Annotated in this window: 20 protein-coding genes and 2 pseudogenes; 13 read left to right on the forward strand and 9 right to left on the reverse strand. The window is 73.6% G+C overall.

Annotated features, from left to right (window positions below; all coding sequences use genetic code 11):
- Positions 1-118: 118 nt before the first annotated feature.
- Both AMYTH_RS44320 and AMYTH_RS0108865 read left to right on the forward strand, forming a co-directional pair.
- Positions 119-1,612, forward strand: coding sequence for a peptide MFS transporter (locus tag AMYTH_RS44320; protein ID WP_458645633.1), 1,494 nt, complete (start codon positions 119-121; stop codon positions 1,610-1,612).
- Entirely contained in the window at positions 1,609-2,823 is a 1,215-nt protein-coding gene (locus AMYTH_RS0108865) for a metal-dependent hydrolase family protein (RefSeq protein ID WP_027930014.1), read from the forward strand. The genes AMYTH_RS44320 and AMYTH_RS0108865 overlap by 4 nt, the downstream gene beginning before the upstream one ends.
- 34 nt (positions 2,824-2,857) lie before the next feature.
- Here the strand turns inward: AMYTH_RS0108865 and AMYTH_RS49485 are convergent, their stop codons facing one another.
- Positions 2,858-3,049 carry a hypothetical protein gene (locus AMYTH_RS49485; RefSeq protein ID WP_167344555.1) on the reverse strand — a complete coding sequence of 64 codons (192 nt, stop codon included), beginning with the start codon at positions 3,047-3,049 and terminating at the stop codon, positions 2,858-2,860.
- A 225-nt stretch (positions 3,050-3,274) separates the two neighbouring features.
- The gene (locus AMYTH_RS0108875) at positions 3,275-4,978 is read right to left on the reverse strand and encodes a helix-turn-helix domain-containing protein (protein ID WP_027930016.1); all 1,704 of its coding nucleotides are present in this window, start codon (positions 4,976-4,978) and stop codon (positions 3,275-3,277) included.
- A gap of 119 nt (positions 4,979-5,097) precedes the next feature.
- Here AMYTH_RS0108875 and AMYTH_RS0108880 point away from each other — a divergent pair, with 119 nt between their 5' ends.
- From AMYTH_RS0108880 to AMYTH_RS44325, 6 genes are read left to right on the forward strand one after another with little or no spacing between them, the layout of a single operon-like run.
- On the forward strand, positions 5,098-6,579 hold the full coding sequence (locus AMYTH_RS0108880) for an aldehyde dehydrogenase family protein (protein WP_027930017.1): 1,482 nt from the start codon (positions 5,098-5,100) through the stop codon (positions 6,577-6,579).
- 30 nt (positions 6,580-6,609) lie between these two features.
- On the forward strand, positions 6,610-7,971 hold the full coding sequence (locus AMYTH_RS0108885) for an MFS transporter (RefSeq protein WP_027930018.1): 1,362 nt from the start codon (positions 6,610-6,612) through the stop codon (positions 7,969-7,971).
- The gene (locus tag AMYTH_RS0108890) at positions 7,971-9,155 is read left to right on the forward strand and encodes an FAD binding domain-containing protein (protein ID WP_027930019.1); all 1,185 of its coding nucleotides are present in this window, start codon (positions 7,971-7,973) and stop codon (positions 9,153-9,155) included. Before AMYTH_RS0108885 ends, AMYTH_RS0108890 begins: the two co-directional genes overlap by 1 nt.
- Before the next feature lie 15 nt (positions 9,156-9,170).
- Positions 9,171-9,614, forward strand: a complete 444-nt coding sequence (locus AMYTH_RS0108895; RefSeq protein WP_027930020.1) for a cupin domain-containing protein — start codon at positions 9,171-9,173, stop codon at positions 9,612-9,614.
- Complete coding sequence (locus tag AMYTH_RS0108900; protein WP_027930021.1) at positions 9,611-10,582, forward strand: amidohydrolase family protein; 972 nt, start codon at positions 9,611-9,613, stop codon at positions 10,580-10,582. Before AMYTH_RS0108895 ends, AMYTH_RS0108900 begins: the two co-directional genes overlap by 4 nt.
- The gene (locus AMYTH_RS44325) at positions 10,579-11,679 is read left to right on the forward strand and encodes an NADH:flavin oxidoreductase/NADH oxidase (RefSeq protein ID WP_037322430.1); all 1,101 of its coding nucleotides are present in this window, start codon (positions 10,579-10,581) and stop codon (positions 11,677-11,679) included. The genes AMYTH_RS0108900 and AMYTH_RS44325 overlap by 4 nt, the downstream gene beginning before the upstream one ends.
- A 58-nt stretch (positions 11,680-11,737) precedes the next feature.
- Here AMYTH_RS44325 and AMYTH_RS0108910 read toward each other — a convergent pair whose 3' ends face one another.
- Together AMYTH_RS0108910 and AMYTH_RS0108915 are read right to left on the reverse strand one after the other, a co-directional pair.
- Complete coding sequence (locus AMYTH_RS0108910; RefSeq protein WP_027930022.1) at positions 11,738-12,949, reverse strand: acetyl-CoA C-acetyltransferase; 1,212 nt, start codon at positions 12,947-12,949, stop codon at positions 11,738-11,740.
- Between the two features lie 102 nt (positions 12,950-13,051).
- Positions 13,052-13,645, reverse strand: a complete 594-nt coding sequence (locus AMYTH_RS0108915) for a TetR/AcrR family transcriptional regulator (RefSeq protein WP_051362598.1) — start codon at positions 13,643-13,645, stop codon at positions 13,052-13,054.
- Positions 13,646-13,728: 83 nt separating this feature from the next.
- Between AMYTH_RS0108915 and AMYTH_RS0108920 the strand changes: the two genes are divergently transcribed.
- Both AMYTH_RS0108920 and AMYTH_RS0108925 read left to right on the forward strand, forming a co-directional pair.
- Complete coding sequence (locus tag AMYTH_RS0108920; RefSeq protein ID WP_027930024.1) at positions 13,729-15,051, forward strand: flavin-containing monooxygenase; 1,323 nt, start codon at positions 13,729-13,731, stop codon at positions 15,049-15,051.
- Positions 15,048-16,142 (forward strand): EstA family serine hydrolase, encoded by a 1,095-nt coding sequence (locus AMYTH_RS0108925; protein ID WP_027930025.1) that lies wholly within the window; start codon positions 15,048-15,050, stop codon positions 16,140-16,142. Before AMYTH_RS0108920 ends, AMYTH_RS0108925 begins: the two co-directional genes overlap by 4 nt.
- Here AMYTH_RS0108925 and AMYTH_RS47770 read toward each other — a convergent pair.
- The 5 genes and pseudogenes from AMYTH_RS47770 to AMYTH_RS0108940 form a co-directional block, all read right to left on the reverse strand.
- Positions 16,103-16,393: pseudogene (locus AMYTH_RS47770) on the reverse strand (integrase core domain-containing protein); the annotation flags it as partial. The gene AMYTH_RS0108925 and the pseudogene AMYTH_RS47770 sit on opposite strands and share 40 nt — an antisense overlap.
- A pseudogene (locus tag AMYTH_RS51305) lies at positions 16,380-16,496 on the reverse strand (leucine zipper domain-containing protein); the annotation flags it as partial. The pseudogenes AMYTH_RS47770 and AMYTH_RS51305, both read right to left, overlap by 14 nt.
- Before the next feature lie 132 nt (positions 16,497-16,628).
- Positions 16,629-17,762 carry a GDSL-type esterase/lipase family protein gene (locus AMYTH_RS0108930; RefSeq protein WP_027930026.1) on the reverse strand — a complete coding sequence of 378 codons (1,134 nt, stop codon included), beginning with the start codon at positions 17,760-17,762 and terminating at the stop codon, positions 16,629-16,631.
- On the reverse strand, positions 17,759-18,337 hold the full coding sequence (locus AMYTH_RS0108935) for a TetR/AcrR family transcriptional regulator (protein WP_027930027.1): 579 nt from the start codon (positions 18,335-18,337) through the stop codon (positions 17,759-17,761). Before AMYTH_RS0108935 ends, AMYTH_RS0108930 begins: the two co-directional genes overlap by 4 nt.
- 12 nt (positions 18,338-18,349) lie before the next feature.
- Positions 18,350-19,972: an AMP-binding protein gene (locus AMYTH_RS0108940; RefSeq protein ID WP_027930028.1), complete on the reverse strand. Its 1,623-nt coding sequence runs from the start codon at positions 19,970-19,972 to the stop codon at positions 18,350-18,352.
- Positions 19,973-20,149: 177 nt separating this feature from the next.
- On the opposite strand from AMYTH_RS0108940, the gene AMYTH_RS0108945 reads away from it, so the two are divergent.
- The 3 genes from AMYTH_RS0108945 (at position 20,150) to AMYTH_RS0108955 (ending at position 23,095) form a co-directional block, all read left to right on the forward strand.
- On the forward strand, positions 20,150-21,043 hold the full coding sequence (locus tag AMYTH_RS0108945) for an SDR family NAD(P)-dependent oxidoreductase (protein WP_027930029.1): 894 nt from the start codon (positions 20,150-20,152) through the stop codon (positions 21,041-21,043).
- Position 21,044: 1 nt separating this feature from the next.
- Positions 21,045-21,503, forward strand: a complete 459-nt coding sequence (locus AMYTH_RS0108950; RefSeq protein WP_027930030.1) for a MaoC family dehydratase — start codon at positions 21,045-21,047, stop codon at positions 21,501-21,503.
- 152 nt (positions 21,504-21,655) lie between these two features.
- Complete coding sequence (locus AMYTH_RS0108955; protein WP_027930031.1) at positions 21,656-23,095, forward strand: DHA2 family efflux MFS transporter permease subunit; 1,440 nt, start codon at positions 21,656-21,658, stop codon at positions 23,093-23,095.
- Positions 23,096-23,251 lie beyond the last annotated feature (156 nt).

Consider the following 23,251-nt stretch of genomic DNA (forward strand, 5'->3'; position numbering starts at 1 on the left):
GAAAGTCGTACCGGCGGCACGGAGGCGGCATAACCGTCGAATCATGCATTGATCACCGGGCCGTGCGGATGTAACGTCTGCGCCCATCTGACACGGTCGGCTCGGAGGTGCGGTGGGCGTGGGGAGTACGGATCGGGTGTTCTTCGGCCAGCCGCGCGGGCTGGTCGGGCTGTTCTTCGCCGAGGCGTGGGAACGGTTCTCCTACTACGGCATGCGTGCGCTGCTGCTGTACTACATGACCGACCGGATTCTGGACGGCGGTCTCGGCATCGACCCGGGCAGCGCGAAGTCGCTGATCGCGGTGTACGGCTCGGCCACCTACATGGCGGCGATCCTGGGCGGCTGGATCAGCGACCGGCTGCTCGGGGACCGGCGGGCGACGCTCACCGGCGGGGTCCTGATCATGTGCGGCCACATCTGCCTCGCGATCCCCGCCGGGGCGGGCGCGCTCTTCGCGTCGATGATCTTCATCGCGAGCGGCACCGGGCTGCTGAAGCCGACGATCTCCTCGTCGGTGGGCGACCTGTACGCCCGCGACGATCCGCGGCGCGACTCCGGGTTCAGCATCTACTACATGGGGATCAGCGTCGGGGCAGTCGCCGCGCCGCTGGTCGTGGGCACCGTCGGCGAACGGTACGACTACCACCTCGGGTTCGGCCTGGCGGCGATCGGCATGGCGCTCGGCCTCGTCGTCTACGTGCGCAGCCAGCGCCACCTGAGCCCGCTCAGCAGCGCGCCGAAGAACCCGTTGCGGCTGGGCGAGGTGCCCCGCTCGCGCGTGGTCGCGGTGGCTGCCGGGGTCGCGGTGCTCGTCGCCGTGCTCGCCGCGACGATCGGCACCGGCGCGCTCGGCCCGGGCGGGGTCGTCGACCTGATCAGCGTGCTCGCGATCGCGCTGCCCGTCGGCTACTTCACGGTCATGCTGCGCAGCAAGCGCACCACCGCGGCGGAACGGGCACGAGTGCGCGGCTACATCCCGATGTTCGTCGCCGCGGTCGCGTTCTGGTGCATCCAGGAACAGGGCGCCACGGTGATCGCGCAGTACGCCGACGAGAGCACCGACCTGGACGCGTTCGGCTTCACCATCCCGGCGTCGTGGTTCCAGTCCGTCGGGTCGCTCGTGCTGATCGTCCTGACGCCGCTGTTCGCGGTGCTGTGGCTGCGGCTCGACCGGTCCACCCGATCCCCCGGCACGGCGCACAAGTTCGCGGCGGGCCTGGCGATCGCGGGGCTGTCCTACCTGATGCTCGTGCTGCCCGCGGCGAGTCCGGGCCAGACCAGCCCGCTGTGGCTGATCGGCAGCCTCGCCGTGGTCACGATCGGCGAGATGTGCCTGTCCCCCATCGGGTTGTCCGCGACGACCCGGCTTGCGCCCGCCGCGTTCGCCACGCAGACGATGGGCCTGTGGCTGTCCTCCAACGCCGCCGGGCAGGGCATCGGGGCGCAGCTGGTGAAGTTCTACGACGCCGGGTCGGCGGCCGCCTACTTCGGCCTGCTCGGGATGGGCGCGGTGGTGCTCGCCCTGGTGCTGTTCGCGCTCGCGCCGCTCATCCGGCGGCATTCCGACCGCGGTTTGTCCACAATGGAACCCGTACGCGAGGGGCAGCGATGACACGCACCATCTTCCGCGGCGGCACGGTGTTCGACGCCGCCTCCCGCACCGCCGGTCCCGCCGACGTGGCGGTCGAGAACGGCTGGATCACCGACGTCGGCACCGGCCTCGACGGTGACGAGGAGGTCGACTGCGCCGGCCGCGGGGTGCTGCCCGGGCTGATCGACTGCCACGTCCACCTCACCATGACCGGCGCGGACCTGTTCGCCGCCGCGCAGGAGCCGTTCTCGCTGCAGTTCTACGAGGGCGCGCGGAACATGGCCAGGACGCTCGCGGCCGGGGTGACCACGGTCCGCGACGCGGCGGGTGCCGACCTCGGGATGCGCGTGGCGCAGGAACGCGGCCTGATTCCCGGGCCGCGCATGCAGATCTCGCTGAACATGCTGAGCCAGACCGGCGGGCACGGCGACCCGTGGTGGCCCTCCACGTGCGTGGTGGACCTGCTGCCGCCGCACCCGGGCCGCCCGCCGGTCATCGTGGACGGACCGGAGGAGATCCGGCGCAAGATCCGCGAACTGGTGCGTGCCGGCGCGGACGTCATCAAGGTCGCGACCAGCGGCGGGGTGGTGTCCAGCGGCGCCGGGCCGCGGATCCCGCACTTCCGCGACGACGAGATCGCCATGATGGTGACCGAGGCGTCGGCGGCCGGCCTGCACGTCATGGCGCACGCGCACGGCGAGGGCGCGAAAGCGGCGGTGCGCAACGGGGTCCGTTCGATCGAGCACGGGCACTTCCTGGACGACGAGACGCTGGAGATGATGGCCGCGCGGGGCACTTGGCTGGTGCCGACGCTCAGCGCGGGCGTCGGGCTGCGGCAGGCGGTCGAGGCGGGTGTACCCTACCCCGACCACATCGCCGAGAAGATCCGGCAGCGCTCCGGCGACAGCGTGCGGCGGGCCGTCGAGGCGGGCGTGCGGATCGCGATGGGCACCGATGCGCCGCTGTACCCGCACGGCGAGAACCTGCTGGAGCTGGAGCTGCTCGTCGAGCACGGCCTGTCCCCGGCCGGGGCCCTGCACGCCGCGACGCTGTCCGCCGCCGAGCTGATGGGGCTGGAGTCCACGCTCGGCTCGATCGCCCCGGGCAAGCGCGCGGACCTGGTGATCGTCGACGGTGACCCGCTCGACGTGCGGGACCTGGGCAAACGGATCCTGGCCGTGTACCAGGACGGCCGGGCCGTGCACGTGGCGGACCGGGACGTGCCGGACTGACCGGGGCAGTCGATCTGCCCCGGCCCGGACGCCCTTACCCCGCGTAGGTGCCGTCGCCGGTCTCCGGGGCGCCCGTCGGCAGCACCTTGACCTGCGGGCCTTCGTCGGGGCCTTCGACGGCGCGGGCGGCCGCGTGGACGTGCCCGGCCGCGGCTTCGTCGTGGTCGTCGCCGGCGGGCCGGTGATCGTGAAGGTCGCTTCCGTGCTGGGCGGGTGCGCCGCGCAACCTGCGCCCGTGCCGGCGCCGGTGCAGCCGCAGCGGTGCCGGAGGTCGTGGCGCCACTGGAGCCGGAAGCTCTCGACGTCCCGCGGATCGGCGCGCGCTCGACGCTCGTCCCGCTCAGCAGGGCCAAGGCGAGCAGGAACCGCACGGCGACCGTGCCGCTAACTCGCCGGCCCGATCCGGTTGCCGCCGAAACCGAACCGTGCGGGCTCCGTCCACCTCGGACGATCACCCCTCGGCGTGCGTCCCGTTCGCCACGTCGAGCACCACCAGCGCGGACTGCGCGTCCACGACGTCGCGGGCCGAGCGCAGGTCCAGACCGCTGAGCGCCTCGATGCGGCGCAGCCGCTGACTGACGGTGTTCGGGTGCACGGTGAGCGCCGCGGCGGTGGCCTGCCGGTCCAGCCCGGCGGCGAGGTGCACCCGCAGCGTCTCCAGCAGGGCGGTGCCGTGGTCGCGATCGTAGGCGACCAGCCCGCCCAGGGTGCGGTCGGCGTACTCGCACAGCGGGGCGGGATCGCCGAGCTGGAGCAGCAACCCGGCCACGCCGAGCCGGTCCAGCGTGATCGTGGCGCCCGACTGCCCGGCGTAGGCGGCGACGGCGAGTGCTCCGCGGGCGACCCGGTAGGCCTCGGCGTGGTTGACGGCGGGCGCGGACACCGCGACGGTGGCGTCGTCGACCCCGCGCGCGGTGACCAGCGCCCGGCGGAAGCCGTCGACGGGCTCGCCGTCGGGCCACAGGGCCACCACCTCGCCGCGATACAGCGCCACCAGCGGGCGCGGCCGGACCCCGGCGGCGAGCCGGGTCGCCTCCGCCACCGCCCGCTGGGTCGCGCCCGGCGGCGCCGGTTTCCCGGCGGCGACCGCCCGGGCGACGAGCGCGCGGTGCGGGCGGGTCAGGTCGTGACCCAGCAGGCCCGCGCGGTCCCGCACCGACGGGGCCGACGGGTCCGCCCCGGCCAGCAGGTCGGCCAGCAGCTCGCCACGCAGGTTCTGCTCCACCTCCAGCGCGGTCCGCTGCCGCAGCAGTTCCAGCGACAGCACCACCGAGGCGTGCTCCAGGGCCCGGCGGTCCAGCGGCGCGAGCGGCCCGCCGGGCAGCCACACCCGGGCGGCGACCTCGCCGGTCAGCACGACGTCGGCGACGACGTGCGCACCGGTCTCCCGTACCAGCTCGGCGCGCGGTGACCACGGACCGGCGTCGCCGGCCGCCACCGGGCCGCCCGCGGCGGCGAGCTCCTCGCCCCGCGCGTCGCGGACGAGCACCGGCCTGCCCAGCAGGTCGTGCAGCGCGGCCGCGATCCCGGCGACCCCGCCCGCCTGCACCGCGACACGCAGCAGCCGCTCGTGGATCCGCTCCGACCGGGTCACCAGGTCGTGCTGGCGGCGCAGGTCGTCGAGCACCCGCGCCGAGGTGATCGCGATCGCGGCGTGCTCGGCGAGCAGCTGGAGGCGGCCGACCTCTTCGGCGCCGAACTCGTGCACCGTGGAGCGGTAGCTGTTGAGCGTGCCGATCACGCCGGAGGCCGTGACGAGCGGGACCGACAGCATCGACAGGTAGCCCTGCTCGCGGGCGACACCACCCCACACGAAGTCCTGCTCCCGCGAGATGTCCGAGACCGCGCATGGACGGCCGGACAGGAACGCCTGGCTGGACGGGGCCCCGACGTCGGCGGTGGCCTCGATGCGCACCGGCCGGTCGGAGTTGACGCGGGCGACGTAGGCCTCGGTCAGTCCGCTCCACCCGGCGATCACCAGGTTCGCCCGCGCGGCGTCCGGCACCAGGACACCGCAGAAGTCGAGCCCGAGCAGCTCGCGCGCGGTCGCCGCGACCAGGTCGAGCACCTCACGCAGCCCCTGACCGGCGTTCACCGCCGCGGTCAGGGCGCCGATCGCGCCCAGCCACTCGCGCAACTCGGAAGCCTCATCCACCCGGGCAGTGTCAGCGGGAACACCACACAAGTCAACTCTGTGTCGCCGCAGACATCGCCCGGTGCGGCGCCGTCGATCAGACTCGGGAAGCGCTCCACCCACGACCGAAAGGGCCCGGGATGTCGACGACGACCACCTCCCCCACCACCGCCGAGACCGGACACGCGCGGCCGATCCTCGACCCGGCCACCGGCCGGGTGCTCGACACGGTGCCGGACAGCACGCTCGACGAGGTCGACGCCGCCGTCGCCCGCGCCCGCGCGGCGTTCCTCGGCGGGCCGTGGCCGGCGCTGACCCGCACCGAACGCGGACGGCTGCTGCTGCGCGTCGCGGACGTCGTCGAAGGCGCCGCCGAGTCGCTGTACCGGCTGGAGACCCGCAACAACGGCCGTCCGGTGACCGAGACCCGCGCGCAGCTGTCCCGGGTGCCGGAGTGGTTCCGCTACAACGCCGGGCTGCTGGCCGCCCAGCGCGACGCGGTGCTGCCCTCGGACGGCCCGTACCTGACCTACCAGCGGCGCGCGCCGCTCGGCGTCTGCGGGATCATCACGCCCTTCAACCACCCGCTGCTCATCCTCGCCCGCAGCCTGTCCGCCGCCCTGGCGACCGGGAACACGGTGGTGGTCAAGCCCTCCGAGATCACGCCACTGTCCACTGTGGCCCTGGCCGGGCTGGTTCGCGAAGCCGGCGTCCCGGACGGCGTGGTGAACGTGGTGACCGGCGGCCGGGAGGTCGGCGAGCGCCTCACCGGTCACCCGGACATCGCCAAGATCACGCTCACCGGCGGCACCGAGGCCGGCCGGGCCGCGGCGGTGGCGACCGCCGCGCGGTTCGCCCGCGTCACCGCCGAACTGGGCGGCAAGACCCCGATCGTCGTGTTCGACGACATCGACCCCGAGGTGGCCGCGGAGGGCGCCGCGTTCGCCGCCTTCGTCGCGGCCGGACAGTCCTGTGTGGCCGGTTCCCGGTTCCTGGTGCAGCGCGGGAGCTACGAGCGCTTCGTCGCCGCGCTGGCCCGCCGCGCGGACGCGATCCGGATCGGCGACCCGTCCGACCCCCGCACCCAGCTCGGTCCCCTGGTCAGCGCCGCGCAGCGGGACAAGGTGCTGAACCTGATCGGCGCCGGGATCGCCGAGGGCGCCCGGCTCGCCGCGGGCGGCGGCGCGCCGGACCTGCCCGCGCCGCTGGACGGCGGGTTCTTCCTGCGGCCCACCGTGCTCGCCGACGCCACCAGCGAGATGCGGGTGGCGCGGGAGGAGATCTTCGGCCCGGTCGCCGTCGTCGTCCCGTTCGACGACGAGGCCGACGCCATCGCCAAGGCCAACGACAACCGCTTCGGCCTCGGCGCCGGGATCTGGACCCGCGACCTGGCCCGCGGCCACCGCGTCGCGGACCGGATCGCCGCGGGCATGGTCTGGATCAACGACCACCACCGCCTCGAACCGTCGCTGCCCTGGGGCGGCATCAAGGAATCCGGCACCGGGCGGGACGCCGGATCCGAGTCCTTCGACGACTTCACCTGGATCAAGACCGTCGTCGCCCGCACTGCCGCCGACGACGTCGACTGGTACGGCGCCGACACCCCCGGCCGCCTCAACTGACCCCTGTCCCCACGGCAAAGGAGCCGTTCCATGGCCAACCCCTCCGCGCCACCGTGGCGCACCGAGATCACCCGCACCCAGTGGCTGGTCCTGCTGGGCACCACGATGGGCTGGGCCCTCGACGGGTTCGCGGGCAGCCTGTACTCCCTGATCCTCGGCCCGGCTATGACCGAGCTACTGCCGCACAGCGGGATCGCGCCGGCCACCGGCAGCATCGGGCTCTACGGCGGCATCACCGTCGCGTTGTTCCTGTTCGGCTGGGGCACCGGCGGGATCCTGTTCGGGATCCTCGCCGACTACTTCGGCCGCGTCCGCGTGCTGTCCGCGGGCATCGTGACGTACGCGGTGTTCACCGCGCTGGCCGCCTTCGCCGACACCTGGTGGCAGCTGGGTGTCCTGCGGTTCGTCGCCGGCCTCGGGTCCGGGGTGGAGGCGCCGGTCGGCGCCGCGCTCGTGGCCGAGGTCTGGCGCAACCGCTACCGGGCGCGGGCCTGCGGCGTGATGATGTCCGGCTACGCGTTCGGCTTCTTCATCGCCTCGCTGGCCTACGCGGTGCTCGGCGGCCACGGCTGGCGGCTGATGATGGGCATCGCCGTGCTGCCCGCGCTGCTGGTGTACTTCATCCGCCGCCACGTGCCGGAACCGCCGGAGATCAAGGGCTCCATCGCCGCCCGCCGGGAACGCCGCGCCCGCGGCCACCGCACCGAGCAGGACCGCTTCGTGCTGCGCCGGCTGCTGACCCGGCCGCTGCTCAAGCACACCCTGGTCGGCACCGCGCTGGCCACCGGGTCGCTGGTGGCCTTCTGGAGCGTGTCCACCTGGTACCCGCAGGTGATCCGCCAGGCAGCGACCGCGGCCCAGCTGACGCCCGCGACGGCCAACGAACGCGTCGCGCTGGCCTCGATGCTGTTCAACGCCGGTGGCGTGCTCGGCTACGCCACCTGGGGGTTCCTGGCCGACGCGATCGGCCGCCGGAAAGCGTTCGCGGCCAGTTTCGCGGTCTCCGCGGTGAGTGTGGGGTTCCTGTTCCCGTTCTCGCCCGGCTGGGCCGTGTTCCTCGCCGTCATCCCGCTCGCGGGCTTCGGCCTCTACGGCGCGCTGTCCGGGATCCTCGTCTACGGCCCGGAGCTGTTCCCGCCGAGCGTCCGCGCCACCGGGATGGCGCTCTACAACGGCATCGGGCGCTACCTCACCGCGGCCGGACCGCTGGTGGCCGGTGTGGTGGCCGCGTCCTGGTTCGGCGGTGACCTCGGTCTGGCCACCACGTGCGTCGTCGCCGTCGGGATGCTCGGCGCCATCGGGCTGTTCTTCGCGCCGGAGACCCGCGGCGCGCCCCTGCCCGCCGATCCGGTCCAGCCCGGCCCGGTTCCCGCTTCGGAGGAGATCCACTGATGAGTGCCTACGCAGGCGCCCGCGCCGCCGTGATCGGCGGGTCGATCGGCGGGCTCACCACCGCGCTGCTGCTGCGCGACCTCGGGTTCGAGGTCGACGTGTACGAGCGCACCCCGACGCCGCTGGACGGCCGGGGCGGCGGGATCGTGCTGCAGCCGGACACCGTGCGCTGGTTCGCCGAGCGCAGCACGCAGAACCCGGAAGCGCTGTCCACCGCGACCGAGTACGTGCAGTACCTCGACCGCGCCAACGGCGTCGTCCACCGCGACCGCCGCCGCTGGACCTACACGTCCTGGGGCACCTTCTACCGGGCGCTGCTCGCCGACTTCGGCAGCGAGCACTACCACCTCGGCCAGTTCGCCTGCGGTGTCGCGCAGGACGAGGACCAGGTCACCGTCCGGTTCGTCTCCGGCCACCGTGCCGAGGCCGATCTGGTCGTGTTCGCCGACGGCATCACCTCGATCGGCCGGTCCCTGCTCGACCCCGGCGCGCAGCTGGAGTACTCCGGTTACGTCGGCTGGCGCGGCACGGTGCCCGAGCACGAACTCACGCCCGCGACGCGGGAACTGCTCGGCAACGCGATCTCCTACAGCGTGGTCCCGCACTCGCACATCACGGTGTACCCGATCCCCGGGGAGACCGGCCCGTCGGAGCGGCTGATGAACTACGTCTGGTACCGGAACGTGCCGGCCGGCTGTGAGCTGGCGGAGATGCTCATCGACAAGCGCGGCTTCACCGGTACGGTGTCCATCCACCCCGGACAGGTCCAGGACCGCTACGTCGACGAGATGCGGGACACGGCCGCGGAGCTGCTCGCGCCCGCCGCCGCCGAGGTGGTCACCCGCACCGCGCAGCCCTACATCCAGGTCGTGTCGGACGTCCGCGCCTCGCGGATGGCGCAGGGCCGGATCGCGTTGATCGGCGACGCCGCGGCCGCCGCGCGCCCGCACGCCGCCGCGGGCACCGCGAAGGCGGCCGCCGACGCCTGGGCGCTCGCCGGCGCGCTGACCGATGCCGACGGCGACGTCCCCGCAGCCCTGCGCAAATGGGAGCCCGCGCAGCTGGAACTGAGCGCCCGGCTGCTCGACCGCGTCAAGGCGATGGGCGCGCGCTCGCAGTTCCACAACACCTGGACGCCCGGGGACCCGGACCTGCGGTTCGGCCTCTACGGGCCCGGCCACTGAAACGAGGAGAAGACCATGTCCGACACCAGTTTCCTGTCCGACCTGCCGCTGGCGGGCACCCTCGTCGCGAGCGGATTCGAGGGCTGGAGCCCGCAGCTGCGCGCCGAGTTCGAAGCCCACGCCCACGACGGCGAGGTCGGCTCGCGCCTGCTGAGCGAGAACGAGCGCGTCCGGGTCTGGGAGATCCGCCTGGCGCCCGGGGAGCGCTGGCACGCCCACCGGCACGTGCTGGACTACTTCTGGACCGCGGTCAACGCCGGGCGCAGCCGCCAGCACACCAGCGACGGCACCACCCGCGAGGTGTCCTATGTGGCCGGTGAGACGCGGCACTTCACGTTCGGCCCGGGCGAATACCTGTTGCACGACATCGAGAACATCGGTGACAGCGATCTGGTGTTCACCACGGTCGAGCACCTGGACAGCGCCAACGCGCCGCTGCCGCTGGGAGAGCGGCGGTGATCGGGCCGATCGCGGACGGGCCGGTCGACGTCCACGCGCACTGGCTGCCCGCCGAGCTGTTCGGCCTCCCGCCGGGCGCGCCGTACGGGCCGCTGCGCGACTCCGGCGGCGGGCTGCACCTCGGCGAGGTGCCCCTGTCCATCCCGACGCGGGCCATGAGCGACGTGCCCGCGATCCTCGCCGACACCGCCGCGGCCGGACTCGGCGTGCGGGTGCTGTCGGCCCCGCCGTTCGCCTTCCCCGTCGCCGGCCCGGCGGCGGAGTACGTGGACGCGTTCAACACCGCGCTCGCCGAGGTCGTGGCGTCCGCTGGTGGTGCGCTCGCCGGGCTCGGCCTGGTCTCCCTCGACGACGACGCGGCAGCGACGGAACAGCTGAAGCGGCTGGCGGCGCAGCCGGGGATCGCGGGGGTGGCGATCCCGCCGCTGCTCGGCGGCGAGTCGCTGGACCGCGGCGTGCTGCGGCACGTGCTCGGCGAGTCCGCGCGGCTCGGCCTGTCGGTGCTGGTGCACCCGATGCAGCTGCCGCGCCCGGAGTGGCGGGAGCACTACCTGGCCAACCTGCTCGGCAACCCGGTCGAGACCGCCACGGCGGTCGGCGCGCTGCTGCTCGGCGGGGTGCTCGACCAGCTGCCGGACCTGCGGATCTGCTTCGTGCACGGCGGCGGCTGCACGCCCGGGGTGCTGGGCCGGTGGGACCACGGCTGGCGCACCCGGGCCGACGTGCGCCGCGACTCGTCGCGCCCGCCGGGCGAGGCGGTGCGGGCCCTGTGGTTCGACACGGTCACCCACGACCCGGAGTTACTGCGCCTGCTGACCACGCGGGTGGGCGAGCACGCGGTCGTGTGCGGCAGCGACCACCCGTTCGACATGGCGCAGCCGGACCCGGTCGGGTTCGCCACCGCGGCCGGCCTGGACGTCGCGACCCTGACCGCGAACGCGCGGGCGTTCCTCGGGGCCGGCTCGTGAGCAGGCTGTTCACCCCGCTGACGCTGCGGGAGCTGACGGTGCCGAACCGGGTGTGGCTGTCCCCGATGTGCCAGTACAGCGCCGGGGCGGACGGGGTGCCGGGCGACTGGCACCTGGTCCACCTCGGCGCCCGCGCGGCCGGCGGGTTCGGGCTGCTGATCACCGAGTCCACCGCGGTGTCGCCGGAGGCGCGGATCAGCGCGCGGGACACCGGTCTGTGGTCGGACGCGCAGGTCGCGGGCTGGCGGCGGATCACCGGGTTCGCGCACGCGCAGGGCACGCCGATCGCGGTGCAGCTGGGTCATGCCGGGCGCAAGGCGTCGGCGTTCCCGCCCGGGGAGGGGCGTGGCACGGTGCCGGCGGGCGAGGGCGGCTGGACACCGCTCGCGCCGTCCCCGCTCGCCTACCGCGGCTTCGCGACCCCGGTGGCGGCGAAGGAATACGACCTGGCCCGGGTCGTGGCGGACTTCGCCGCGGCGGCCCGGCGGGCGGTGGACGCGGGGTTCGACGCGGTCGAGATCCACGCCGGCCACGGGTACCTGCTGCACCAGTTCCTGTCGCCGCGAGCGAACCGGCGCACCGACCGCTACGGCGGCGGGTTCGGCAACCGGGTGCGGTTGCTGCTGGAGGTGGTCGACGCGGTCCGCGCTGCGTGGCCCGCGGAACGCCCGCTGCTGGTGCGGTTGTCGGCGACGGACTGGGTCGAGGGCGGCTGGACCGCCGCGGAGACCGCCGATCTGGCGCCGCTGCTGCACGACCGCGGGGTGGACCTGATCGACGTGACCACCGGCGGGCTCGACCCGGACCAGCGGATCCCGGTCGGGCCGGGGTACCAGGTCCCGTTCGCCGAGCGGGTCCGCGCCCGGACGGCGCTGCCGGTGGGCGCGGTCGGCCTGATCACCGAACCGGAGCAGGCCGAGGCGATCCTGGCCGCGAAGTCCGCGGACGTGGTGCTGCTGGCGCGGGAGGCGCTGCGGAACCCGGCGTGGCCCCTGCACGCCGCGGAAACCCTGGACCCCGGCTCGGCGCGGAAGCAGTACCCGGGGCAGTACCTGCGGGCCGCACCCGCCGAGGGGGCGCCGGCCAGGCGGGACTGACCTGCCCAGCCCCGCGCGCACCTTGCGCGGGGCTGGGGGCGGCGGCCGCCGCCCCGGGTCAGCTCACCCGCTCGAACACCGCCGCCAGGCCCTGGCCGCCGCCGATGCACATCGTCTCCAGGCCGTACCGCGCCTCCCGGCGGACCATCTCCCGCGCGAGCGTCGCCAGGATCCGGGCGCCCGTCGCCCCCACCGGGTGGCCCAGCGACACACCGGAACCGTTGACGTTGAACCGCTCGTCGGTGTCGCTCAGCCCGAGCGTGCGGGTGCACGCCAGCACCTGCGCGGCGAAGGCCTCGTTCAGCTCGATCAGGTCCAGGTCGTCCAGCGACAGCCCGGCCTTGGCCAGCGCCGCGCGGGTCGCGGGCACCGGGCCGATGCCCATCGTCTCGGCGGGCACTCCGGCGCGCGCGAACGACACCAGCCGCACCAGCGGGCGCAGGCCGAGCTTCTCCGCGGTCTCCCGGCTGGTGACCAGGCAGGCCGCGGCGGCGTCGTTCTGGCCGCTCGCGTTGCCCGCGGTGACCGTGGCCTCCGGGTCGGTGCGGATCATCACCGGCTTCAGCTTCGCCAGGCCCTCCGCGGTGGTGTCCGGGCGCGGGTGCTCGTCGGCGTCGACCACCGTCTCGCCCTTCCGCGACTTCACCGTGACCGGGACGATCTCGTCCTTGAAGAGCCCGCCCTCGATCGCCCGCGCCGCGCGCTGCTGGGACCGCAGGGCGAGGGCATCCTGGTCCTCGCGGGAGATGCCGTGCTCGCGGCGCAGGTTCTCGGCGGTCTCGATCATCCCGCCCGGGATCGGGTGGTGCACGCCGCCCGCGGTGGCCCGGCCCCGCGCCAGCGAATCGTGCAGCTGCAGGCCGGCGCCCTTGATGCCCCAGCGGCCCTCGTGCGTGTAGTACGGCGCGGCGCTCATCACCTCGGCGCCACCGGCGAGCACGACGTCGCTGAACCCGGCGCGGATCTGCATGGCGGCGTCGAGCACGGCCTGCAGGCCGGAGCCGCAGCGGCGGTCGATCTGGATGCCGGTCACCGTGTCCGGCAGGCCGGCGTCGAGCGCGGCGACCCGCCCGATCGCGGGCGCCTCCGACGTCGGGTAGGCGTGCCCCAGGATCACCTCGTCGACGCGCTCCGGGTCCACGCCGGTGCGCTCCACGACGGCGGACAGCACGTGCGCGGCGAGCGCGGCGGGAGTCTGGCCGGCCAGCGCTCCCCCGAACCGGCCGATCGGCGTCCGCAGCGGCTCGCAGATCACGACATCGACGGACATCCGTTGTCCTTTCACGGCTGGGCAGGGCTTACGTCCGACGATCGCACCCCGGCACCATGAAGTCCAATATCCGATTCCGGCTCCGCTGAGACGACGAGCGTCTCAGCGGGGCGGCCGCAGGGCCGGGAACCAGATGTCGCTGAGCACCTCGGCCGCCTCGTCGGCCGTCGAGGTGATCGTGCCCTGCACCGCCCACCGGGTGAAGAACCGCTCCAGCTGGCTGACCAGCAGCTCGATCCGCAGGTGCGCCTCGGCCCGCCGCTGCGGGCCCCACCGTTCCAGGTACCGCGGCATCGCGGCGGGCAGCTCGTCGACCGCCCGCTTGGCGATGGCCCGGAACTCCGGTTCGAGCGCGACCGCCTCGTCCCACGCGGGCAGGATCGCCTGGTTCTCCTCGAACCACGCGACCGCGCCCCGCATCCAGCGGGTGAACTCGGCGCGCGATCCGGTGGCGAGCACCTCGTCCAGCTCCGCGTACACCGCGACCGCCCGCTGCGCCATCGTCTCCGCGCCGATCTTCTGCAGCACCTCCGGCTTGCCGGTGAAGTGCAGGTAGAACGTCGCGCGGCTGCACCCCACCGCGGAGACGATGTCGTCGATCGTCACCGCCGCGTAGCCACGCTCCACGAACAGCGCCTTGGCGTGCTCCAGCAGGTCGCGCCGGGTCTGCTGCTTCTGCCGCTCCCGCAGGCTCATGACGGTCAGCCTACTCACTGGACACACCGTCAGCGAACGTGTCAGAGTGTTCAGCGGCATCGTGGCCAGCGGAGGAGGCATCCGTGAGTTCACTCCCCACCGTCTGCATCATCGGCGCCGGCTGCTCCGGCTTCACCACGGCGAAGCGGTTGCGCGACCACGGCATCCCCTACGACTGCTTCGAGATGTCCGACGACGTCGGCGGCAACTGGTACTTCGGCAACCCCAACGGGCGCTCGGCCTGCTACGAATCGCTGCACATCGACACCTCGACCACGCGTCTGCAGTTCGAGGACTTCCCGGCGGGCGCGGACTGGCCGCACTTCCCGCACCATTCGCTAATCCACCAGTACTTCCGCGACTACGTCGACCACTTCGGACTGCGGGAGACGATCACCTTCGACACCGCGGTCGAGCACGCGGCCCGGCAGCCCGACGGCACCTGGCGGATCACCCTGTCCACCGGCGAGACCCGGGACTACGACGCGCTCGTGGTCGCCAACGGCCACCACTGGAACCCGTACCTGCCCGCCTACCCCGGCACGTTCGACGGGCCGGTCCTGCACAGCCACGCCTACCGCAGCCCGTTCGACCCGGTCGACATGCGGGACAAGCGGATCGTCGTGGTGGGCATGGGAAATTCGGCGCTGGACATCGCCTCCGAGCTGTCGCACCGCTCGATCGCCCGGCACGTGTGGGTGTCCGCGCGGCGCGGCGTGTGGGTGCTGTCGAAGTACCGCGGCGGCAAACCGGCGGACAAGATGATGATGCCGCCGTGGATGCCGAAGAAGATCGGCCTCGCCCTGTCGCGCCGGGCGATCAGGAAGACGCTGGGCAACATGGAGGACTACGGCCTGCCCAAGCCGGATCACGAGCCGCTGTCCGCGCACCCGTCGGTGAGTGTGGACTTCCTCGCCAAGGCCGGCTCCGGCGACCTCACCTGCGTGCCCGCGATCGAGCGGCTGGACGGCGACGCCGTGGTGTGCGTGGACGGCACCCGCGTCGAGGCCGACGTGATCGTGTGCGCCACCGGGTACCGGATGTCGTTCCCGTTCTTCGACGATCCGGCGCTGCTGCCGGACGCCGAGCACCGGCTGCCACTGTTCAAGCGGATCGTCAAGCCGGGCATCGGCAACCTCTACTTCGCCGGGCTGGCGCAGGCGTCGCCGACGATCGTCAACCTCGCCGAGCAGCAGAGCAAGCTCATCGCGCGGCACCTGACCGGGGAGTACGAGCTGCCGGACGTCGCGGAGATGGCGGCCACCATCGCGCGCGACGAGGCCAAGCACCTCGGGCAGTACTACTCCGCGCCGCGGCACACCATCCAGCTCGACTTCGCCCGCTACGTGCGCGACCTGCACCGCGAGATCGAGGCGGGCCGGAAGCGGGCGGCGGCCGTCCGGTGAACGGCCACTGCGACCCGCGGTTCGCCGCACTCGGCGACCTGCTGGCGGAGCGGCTGCGCGACGGCGCGGAGGCGGGCGCGTCGGTCTGCGTGATCGCCGACGGCCGGGTGGCGGTGGACCTGTGGGGCGGCTCGGCCGCGCCGGGCAGGCCGTGGACGCGGGACACGCTGGTCACCACGTACTCGCTGACCAAGACGATGGTGGCGCTGGTGGCGCTCGCGCTGGTGGACCGGGGGCAGCTGGACCCGGACGCGCCGGTCGCGCGGTACTGGCCGGAGTTCGGCGCCGCGGGCAAGGACGGCGTGCTCGTGCGGCACGTCCTGGGCCACACCTCAGGCGTGTGCGGGTGGGACTCGCCGGTCACCTTGGAAGACATCTGCGACGTCGGCAGGGCGGCGGCGCTGCTGGCGGCGCAGGAGCCGTGGTTCCCGCCGGGCGAGGGCTCCGGGTACCAGGCGGTCAGCCACGGCCACCTGGTCGGCGAGATCGTGCGGCGCGTGACCGGCCGCTCGCTGGGCACGGTGCTGCGGTCGGAGTTCGCGGAGCCGCTGGGGGCGGACTACTGGCTGGGCGCGCCGGAGGACGTCGACACCCGGGTCGCCACGCTGGTGCCGCCCGAGTCGTCCGGTGTGGACTACGCGGCCCTCGACCCGGTCGCGGTGCGCACGCTGACCAACCCGGTGATCCCACCCTCGGTCACCACCACGCGGCCGTTCCTGGCGGCCGAGCTCGGCGGGCTGAACGGCCAGGGCAACGCGCGCTCGGTGGCGCGCCTGCAGTCGGTCGTCTCCCACGGCGGCGCGATCGACGGCAGGCGGTTCCTCGCGGAGTCCACTGTGGAGCGAATCTTCGCGGTGCAGGCCGACGGGGTGGACCGGGTGCTCGGCGCGCCCGTCCGGTTCGGGCTCGGCTACGCGGTCGACGGCCGCACCTGCTGGTGGAGTGGGTTCGGCGGCGCGGTGGTGGTGAACGACCTCGACCGGCGGCTGACGTTCGCCTACGTCATGAACCGGATGGCGCCGGGACTGCTGAACGCGCCGAACACCACCGCCTACCTGACCGCGCTCCGCTCCTGCCTGGACTGGCTGTGATGTTCAGGGAGGTTGGTCAGACGGGTGAGGGGTGGCTTGCCGCCGGTTGAGCTGTGGGGTCGGTGGTGATTGTAGAAGTGCAGCCGGCTTGGCAGGGCCGCCCGGCGCAGGGTCTCGGATGGGTAGAAGCGGGCGTAGGCCCAGCCGTCGGCCAGGGTGCGGTGGAAGCGTTCGATCTTGCCGTTGTTCTGTGGCCGAGGGGGCCGGGTGTGTTTCGGAGTGATCCCCGGCTCGGCGCAGGTGTCTCGCCAGGTGCTCGGGGGTGCGGGCCGGGCTGTGCAGTGGGCGTGAGCTGCGGTCAGCCATCCCGGCTGGGCCTTCGTCACGGTAGCGCTGCGCCCACTTCGCGGCGGTGGGACACGAAGGCCTCCCGTGGGTGATGTGGTTCCACGACAGCTCCACGTCACATCCGGAGGCCTTCACCTGTCCGCACCACAGGCCGTCACCGGTCACCTCAAACCGGAACAACGTCCCTGGACATCACAACTAGCGAGCCGCGAACGGGCCGCCGAACGCGAGCTTGGCGAACCGCTCCCCCATCAGCCGGTGGGTCGCCGCGTCGGGGTGGAGGTTGTCGGGCAGCGGGCGGTCGTTCTCGCCGTGGAGGTCGCGGCCGTCGAGGTAGTGCAGGTTCTCGTCGGCGCGCTCGGCGACGATCCGCGCCAGCTCCTCCCGGATCACGCGCAGCGTCAGCTTCCCGGCGGCGCGCTCGGCCGGGTCCCCGGTGGCCCGGAACCGCACCACACCCGACTTCAGCGCCTCGACGTCGAACGCGCCGGGGCCCGGCGTGTCCTCGTGGATCGGGCACCAGATCGGCGAGACCACCAGCAGCGGCGCGTCCGGGTGCCCGTCGCGGATCGTGTCGAGGAAACCGTGCGCCGCCGGCGTGAACGCACGCAGCCGCATCACGTCGCCGTTCACCAGGTTGATCCCGATCTTGACGCTGATCAGGTCGGCTGGCGTGTCCCGCATGACCCGCGCGGTGAACGGGTCCAGCATCGCGCTGCCGCTGAAGCCCAGGTTCACCAGCTCGGCCCCGCCCAGCCCGGCGGCGACCGCGGGCCAGGTGGTGACCGGGCTCGCGGCGTCCGAGCCGTGGCTGATCGAGCTGCCGTGGTGCAGCCACACCCGCCCGCGCGCGGGCGACGGCGAGACCGGCGCGTCCGTGCGCAGCGCGATCAGCTCGGTGATCTCGTTGTGCGGCAACCAGATCTCCACGTCCTTGTCGTGGCCGGGCAGGCCGTCGAACCGGACCGTGCCGGGCGGTCCGGGCTCCATCCGAGCCGCGCCGGTGGACAGGTCGATGTGGACGGTGTTGCCGCCGCCGACCCCGCCCTGCGCGGTCAGCCGTCCGTCGACGAGCAGGTCGTACACGCCGTCCGGGCGCGGCGGGGTGCCCACGTAGGACCGGGTGGTGCGCAGCGCGTCCAGCTCGATCACGGTCGCGCGGGTGCGGAAGGCCAGCCGCACGCCGGAGGGTTGCGACTCCGCCATGCGGAGCTGCGCGTCGGCCCGGGCGCGCGCCCACGCGGGCAGCCGGTGCGGCACCAGGCCGTGCGCCCCGGACTCGACGTCCAGCGCGCCGCGCAGCAGGTCCGCGGTCAGGGGTGTGGTGATCACGATCCGGTCCTCCCGGGCCAGTTCCGCAGGGTGACGTCGAGGACCTCGAGGATCCGCGACCAGGACTCGCCGGGCGCGGGCGCGCTGTGGCCGAACGCGCCGCCCGATTCGAGCTCGACGAAGCCGTGGACGACGCTGCCCAGCAGCCGGACGGCGTGCGGGTGGTCGGCCTCCGGCACGTCGTAACCACGCAGGATCGCCTGCATCATCCGGGTGTGCCGGGGCCCGGCGCTCGCGGCCGCGTGCTCCGGGTCGAGCCGGAACTGTGCCGCCGCCCAGCGGCCCGGGTGCTCGTGGGCGTAGTCGCGGTAGACACCGGCGAAGGCGGCCAGCGCGTCCCGGCCGGCTCGCCCGGCGAGCGCGTCGGCGGCCCGGTCGGCGAGTTCGCCCAACGCGAGCAGCGCGACGCGGACCTTGAGGTCGTGGGCGCCCCGCACGTGCGTGTACAGGCTCGCGACCTGGACGCCGAACCGGCGGGCCACCGCCGACGGGGTGACCTGGTCGAACCCGGCCTCGTCGGCCAGCTCCGCCCCCGCCTGGACCACGCGCTCGGTGGTCAGTCCCGCTCGCACCATGCCTAAAGCTTATCAGGAACTTCCTAAACGTTTTAGGAGGAGGTCGCGGGCCCAGGCCAGCTCGAGCTTCCCGGTCGGCGTGCGGCGCAGCTCGGGCAGCAGCGCGATCGTGCGCGGCACCTTGTACCCGGCCAGGCCGCGGCGCACCCACTCCCGCAGCTCCCCGGCCGACAACGTCGCCGACGCGGTCGCGACCACGGCCGCGACGCGCTCGCCCCACGTCTCGTCCGGCAGGCCGACCACGACCGCGTCGGTGACCTCGGGGTGGGTGAGCAACGCGTCCTCGACCTCCTGCGGGTGCACCTTCTCGCCGCCGGTGTTGATCACGCCGGACCCGCGGCCGAGGAACCGGATCGCGCCGTCGGCCTCGACGGCGGCCAGGTCGCCGGGGATGGCGTAGCGGACGCCGCCAATCGTGCGGAACGTCGCGGCCGTCTTCGCCGAGTCCTTGTAGTAGCCGAGCGGGATGGGGCCGCGGTAGGCGAGCACGCCGGTCTCGCCGCTGCCGGGTGTGACCTCGGCGTCGCCGGGACCGAACACCTTCGTCGCGGGCACCGGGAAGAACCGCGACGGCAGATCGTCCACAGTGGAGGTCACCGCGAACGCGAACGGCCCGCCCTCGCTGGAGGCGATCGCGTCGAAGATCGTGACGCCCGCCCGCTCGTGCAGCGCGTGCTTGAGCCGGTCCGACAGCGCGGTGCCGGAACTGATCACCGACCGCAGCGAGCCGAGGTCGTGCGGGCTCCCTCGCCGCTCCGCCGCGACCAGCTCGTCGACCAGTGGACGGCACACGGCGTTGCCCGCGACGATCATCGTGCGCGCCCGCTGCGCGGCGACCGTCGTCCAGACGTGGCGCGGATCGAGCGCACCGGGATCGGTGGTGATCACCCGGCCGCCGGTGAGCAGCGCGCCCATCGAGTTGAACAGGCCGGTGCCGTGCATCAGCGGCACGACCGGCATCGTCGCGTGCGAGCGGTCCTCGGCGTGCGCGTCGATCGCGAGGCCGACGGCCTCGGCGAGGGTGGCGGGCAGCTCCCGCGCGCCCAGCGGCCGGAAGACCGGCACGAACAGCGAATGCAGCAGGTCGGACTGCCGCCAGATGACGCCCTTCGGCTTGCCGGTGGTGCCGCCGGTGTACATGAAGATCTCGTCCGAGCCGAACCGGTGCTCCGGCGGCCGCGGCGGCGTGGCCGCGAGCAGTTCCTCCAGTTCCGGCGCCGCGGGCCCGGGCTCCGCGGCGGGTCCGGCGCGGACCAGCAGCCGCAGGGTCGGCACGTGCGCCGCGGCGTGGCGCAGGTTCGGCGCGAGCGCACCGCTGAACACCACCGCCGCCGCGTCAGCGTCGGTCAGCAGCGCCGTCAGCTCGTCCGCGGTGTACCGGTAGTTCGCGTTCACCGGAACGGCGCCGATCTTGAACGCGGCGAACACGGTTTCCAGGTAGGCCGCGCCGTTGTGGAGGTAGCAGGCCACCTTGTCGCCGGAGCGCACCCCGGCCTCTTCGAACGCGGTGGCCAGCCGGGCCGCGCGGTCGTCGAACTCCGCGTAGGTCAGGTCGCGCCCCGGTTCGGAGATCGCGACCGCGTCCGGCAGGCCACGGGCCACGGCCTCCCACACGGTGCCGAAGGAGACGTCCATCCGGTCTGCACCTCCTCGGCTCGGCGTCCAGCGTAGGAAGGCGCGGGGTCCCTGCGACACGGCCGGGAACCGCAGGCCGGGCGGGACAAACGTCGCGCCACGGTGGCGACGCAAGGCCAGCGTGCCGGGCCGCCGCGGCCCATACCGTCGAGGAGATCCGCGATCGAAGGAGGGCACATGCTCGACGGCAGAGTCGCCGTGGTCACCGGGGCAGGCCGCGGCCTCGGCCGGTCCTACGCACGGGCGCTGGCCGCCGCGGGCGCCGCCGTGGTCGTCAACGACCTCGACGCCGACGTCGCCAAGGCGACGGTCGCGGAGATCACCGCCGCGGGCGGCCGGGCGGTTGCCGTGGTCGGTTCCGTCGGCGGCAGTTACCTGGCCGACGCGCTGGTGCGGCGGGCGGTCGGCGAGTTCGGCCGCCTCGACGTGATGGTCACCAACGCCGGCGCGCTGCGCGACCGGACGCTGCGCAACACCAGCGACGACGACTTCGACCTCGTGGTCACCAGCCACCTGCGCGGCACCTTCACCTGTGGCCGGGCGGCGGTGCGGCGGTTCCGGGAACAGGGCGAGGGCGGGCGGCTGATCCTCGTCGGCTCCCCCGCCGGGCAGCGCGCCAGCTTCGGGCAGACCGCGTACTCGGCCTCGAAGGGCGCCATCGTCGCGATGATGCGCACCTGGGCGGTCGAGCACGCGAAGATCGGCGTGACGGTCAACGCGATCGTGCCCACCGCGCTCACCCGGATGGTCGCCACCATGCCGGGACTGGGCGAGCTGGTGTCCAGAGTGGACGCCGGGGAGCCGGTGCCGGAGCCGCTGCGGCGCCAGGGTCTCGGCACCCCGGACGACGTGGCGCCGCTGGTCGTCTACCTCGCGTCGGCGGAGTCGGCGCACGTCACCGGCCAGGCCATCGCCGTGGGCGGCGACCGCATCGCGCTGTGGACGCACCCGGGCGAGGTGGCCGAGGAGCTGCGGCCCGGCGGCTGGACCGTGCCGGAGGTCGCGCGGCTGTTCGCCGGTGCGCCGCTGCAGGAGTTCGAACCCGCGCCGCTCGCGCTCGAGGAGGTCTGACGTGGCGATCGTGGTGCACGGCGTCGAAGGGGTGCGCGCCCTGCCGGTCGGGGAACCGCTCGGCAGCAGCGGGCTGGTCGAGGTCACGCAGGAGGCGGTGAACCGGTTCGCCGAGGCGACCGGGGACCACCAGTGGATCCACGTCGACGTCGAGCGGGCGAAGAGCGGGCCGTTCGGTGGTCCCATCGCGCACGGTTACCTGACGCTGTCGCTGGTGCCGCGGCTGCTGCCGGAGATCGTGGAGTTCACCGGGTTCGGGCTGACCGTCAACTACGGCTGCGAGAAGGTCCGTTTCCCCTCCCCGGTGCCGGTGGGCAGCAAGGTGCGCGCGACCGCGACGCTGGAGGAGGTGACCGAGGTGCGGGGCGGGCTGCAGCTGGCGATCACGATGACGATCGCCGTCGCGGACGCGCCGAAACCGGCGTGCGTGGCGACGATCCTCATCCGCCAGGTGACCTAGCGGCGAAGCGGGAATTCGATGGACGGGCGGTGCGTTCGCACCGTATAAGTGGTTCGGCTGTTTTCGCCTGCCCTGCTGGGGGATGGGGTGCGGCCGTTCCGGCGGCGCCGAGGCCGCGATCCCGACCACTGAATTCCCTGTGAGGTGCTTCCATGGCCGCCCCCGCGACCACTCCGCCCGACGCCACGCTCGAGGCGCCGCCGCGGTCCGGGCTGCTCATCGGCGTGCTGGTCGTCTCCGCGTTCGTGATGATCCTGAACGAGACGATCCTGAGCGTCGCGCTGCGCGACCTCACCGCCGACCTGGCCGTCTCCACCACCACGGTGCAGTGGCTGACCAGCGGGTTCCTGCTGACGATGGCGGTGGTCATCCCGACCACCGGGTTCCTGCTCGAACGGTTCACCCCGCGCCAGGTGTTCCTCGCGTCGCTGACTCTGTTCAGCGCGGGCACCGCGATCAGCGGGCTCGCGCCCGGCTTCGGCATGCTGATGGCCGGGCGCGTGGTCCAGGCGTGCGGCACCGCCGTGATGCTGCCGCTGCTGATGACGTCGGTGATGCGCCTGGTGCCGGAGAACAAGCGCGGCGCGACGATGGGCACGATCACCATCGTGATCGCCGTGGCCCCCGCGGTGGGGCCGACGATCGGCGGGGCGGTGCTGGCGTCGCTGGGCTGGCGCTGGATGTTCTGGATCGTGCTCCCGCTGGCGCTGGCCGCGCTGGCGGTCGGCGCGACGTGGTTCCGCCTGGACAGTTCGACCCGGAAGGTGCCGCTGGACGTGCCGTCGGTGCTGCTGTCCGCGCTCGGGTTCGGCGGCGTGCTCTACGGCCTGGCCGGCATCGGCGAAGGCGGCGGGCACTCGCCGGTGCCGCCGTGGGCCACGATCGTCGGCGGGCTCGCCCTGCTGGCCGTGTTCACCTGGCGGCAGACGCGGCTGCAGCGCGCGGACCGGGCGCTGCTGGACCTGCGGCCGTTCACGCACCGCAGTTTCGTCGTCGCGCTGGTGCTGGCCGCGCTGCTGTTCGTGTGCCTGCTCGGGGTCGCCTCGATCATGCTGCCGCTGTACCTGCAGACCGTGCTGCACACGAGCACGTTCGTCAGCGGGCTGGCGGTGCTGCCCGGCGGCCTGACGCTCGGGTTGCTGGGCCGCCCCGTGGGCGCGCTGTTCGACCGGTTCGGCGCGCGGCCGCTGGTAATCCCCGGCGCGGCGGCGCTGGCGGTGTCGATGTGGCTGTTCGCGCTGCTCGGGCCGGGTTCGCCGCTGGCCGCCGTGATCGCGATCCACGTGCTGCTGATGGCCGGGCTCGGGTTCATGATGACCCCGCTGATGACGGAGTCGCTCGGCGTGCTGCCGGACCACCTGTACTCGCACGGCAGCGCGATCCTGGCGACGCTGCAGCAGGTCGCGGGCGCGTTCGGCACCGCGGTGTTCGTCAGCGTGGCCACGCTGGGCAGCAACGACCCGGCGGGCACCCCGGACGCCACCGGCCTGCGCACGGCGTTCGTGGTGGCCGGCGTCGTCGGGGTGCTCGCACTGGTGACCGCGTTGTTCGTGCGCAAACCCGCTGCCGCCGCGGTGCCTGCGGCGCACTGACCGCGGGCGCTACCCCCGCCGACGCACCACCCCCGCCGGCGTCGCCGCTGGGCAGCCCGCGCGCTGAGCGCGAGCACCCGGCGGGTGGCCGCGCTGCGGGGCATCACCTGCCTGCCGCAGGCGAAGCCTTGGGCGCCAACCGCCCTTCGCGCGACC

It is taken from the genome of Amycolatopsis thermoflava N1165 (assembly GCF_000473265.1).
Taxonomy (GTDB): Bacteria; Actinomycetota; Actinomycetes; order Mycobacteriales; family Pseudonocardiaceae; genus Amycolatopsis_E; species Amycolatopsis_E thermoflava.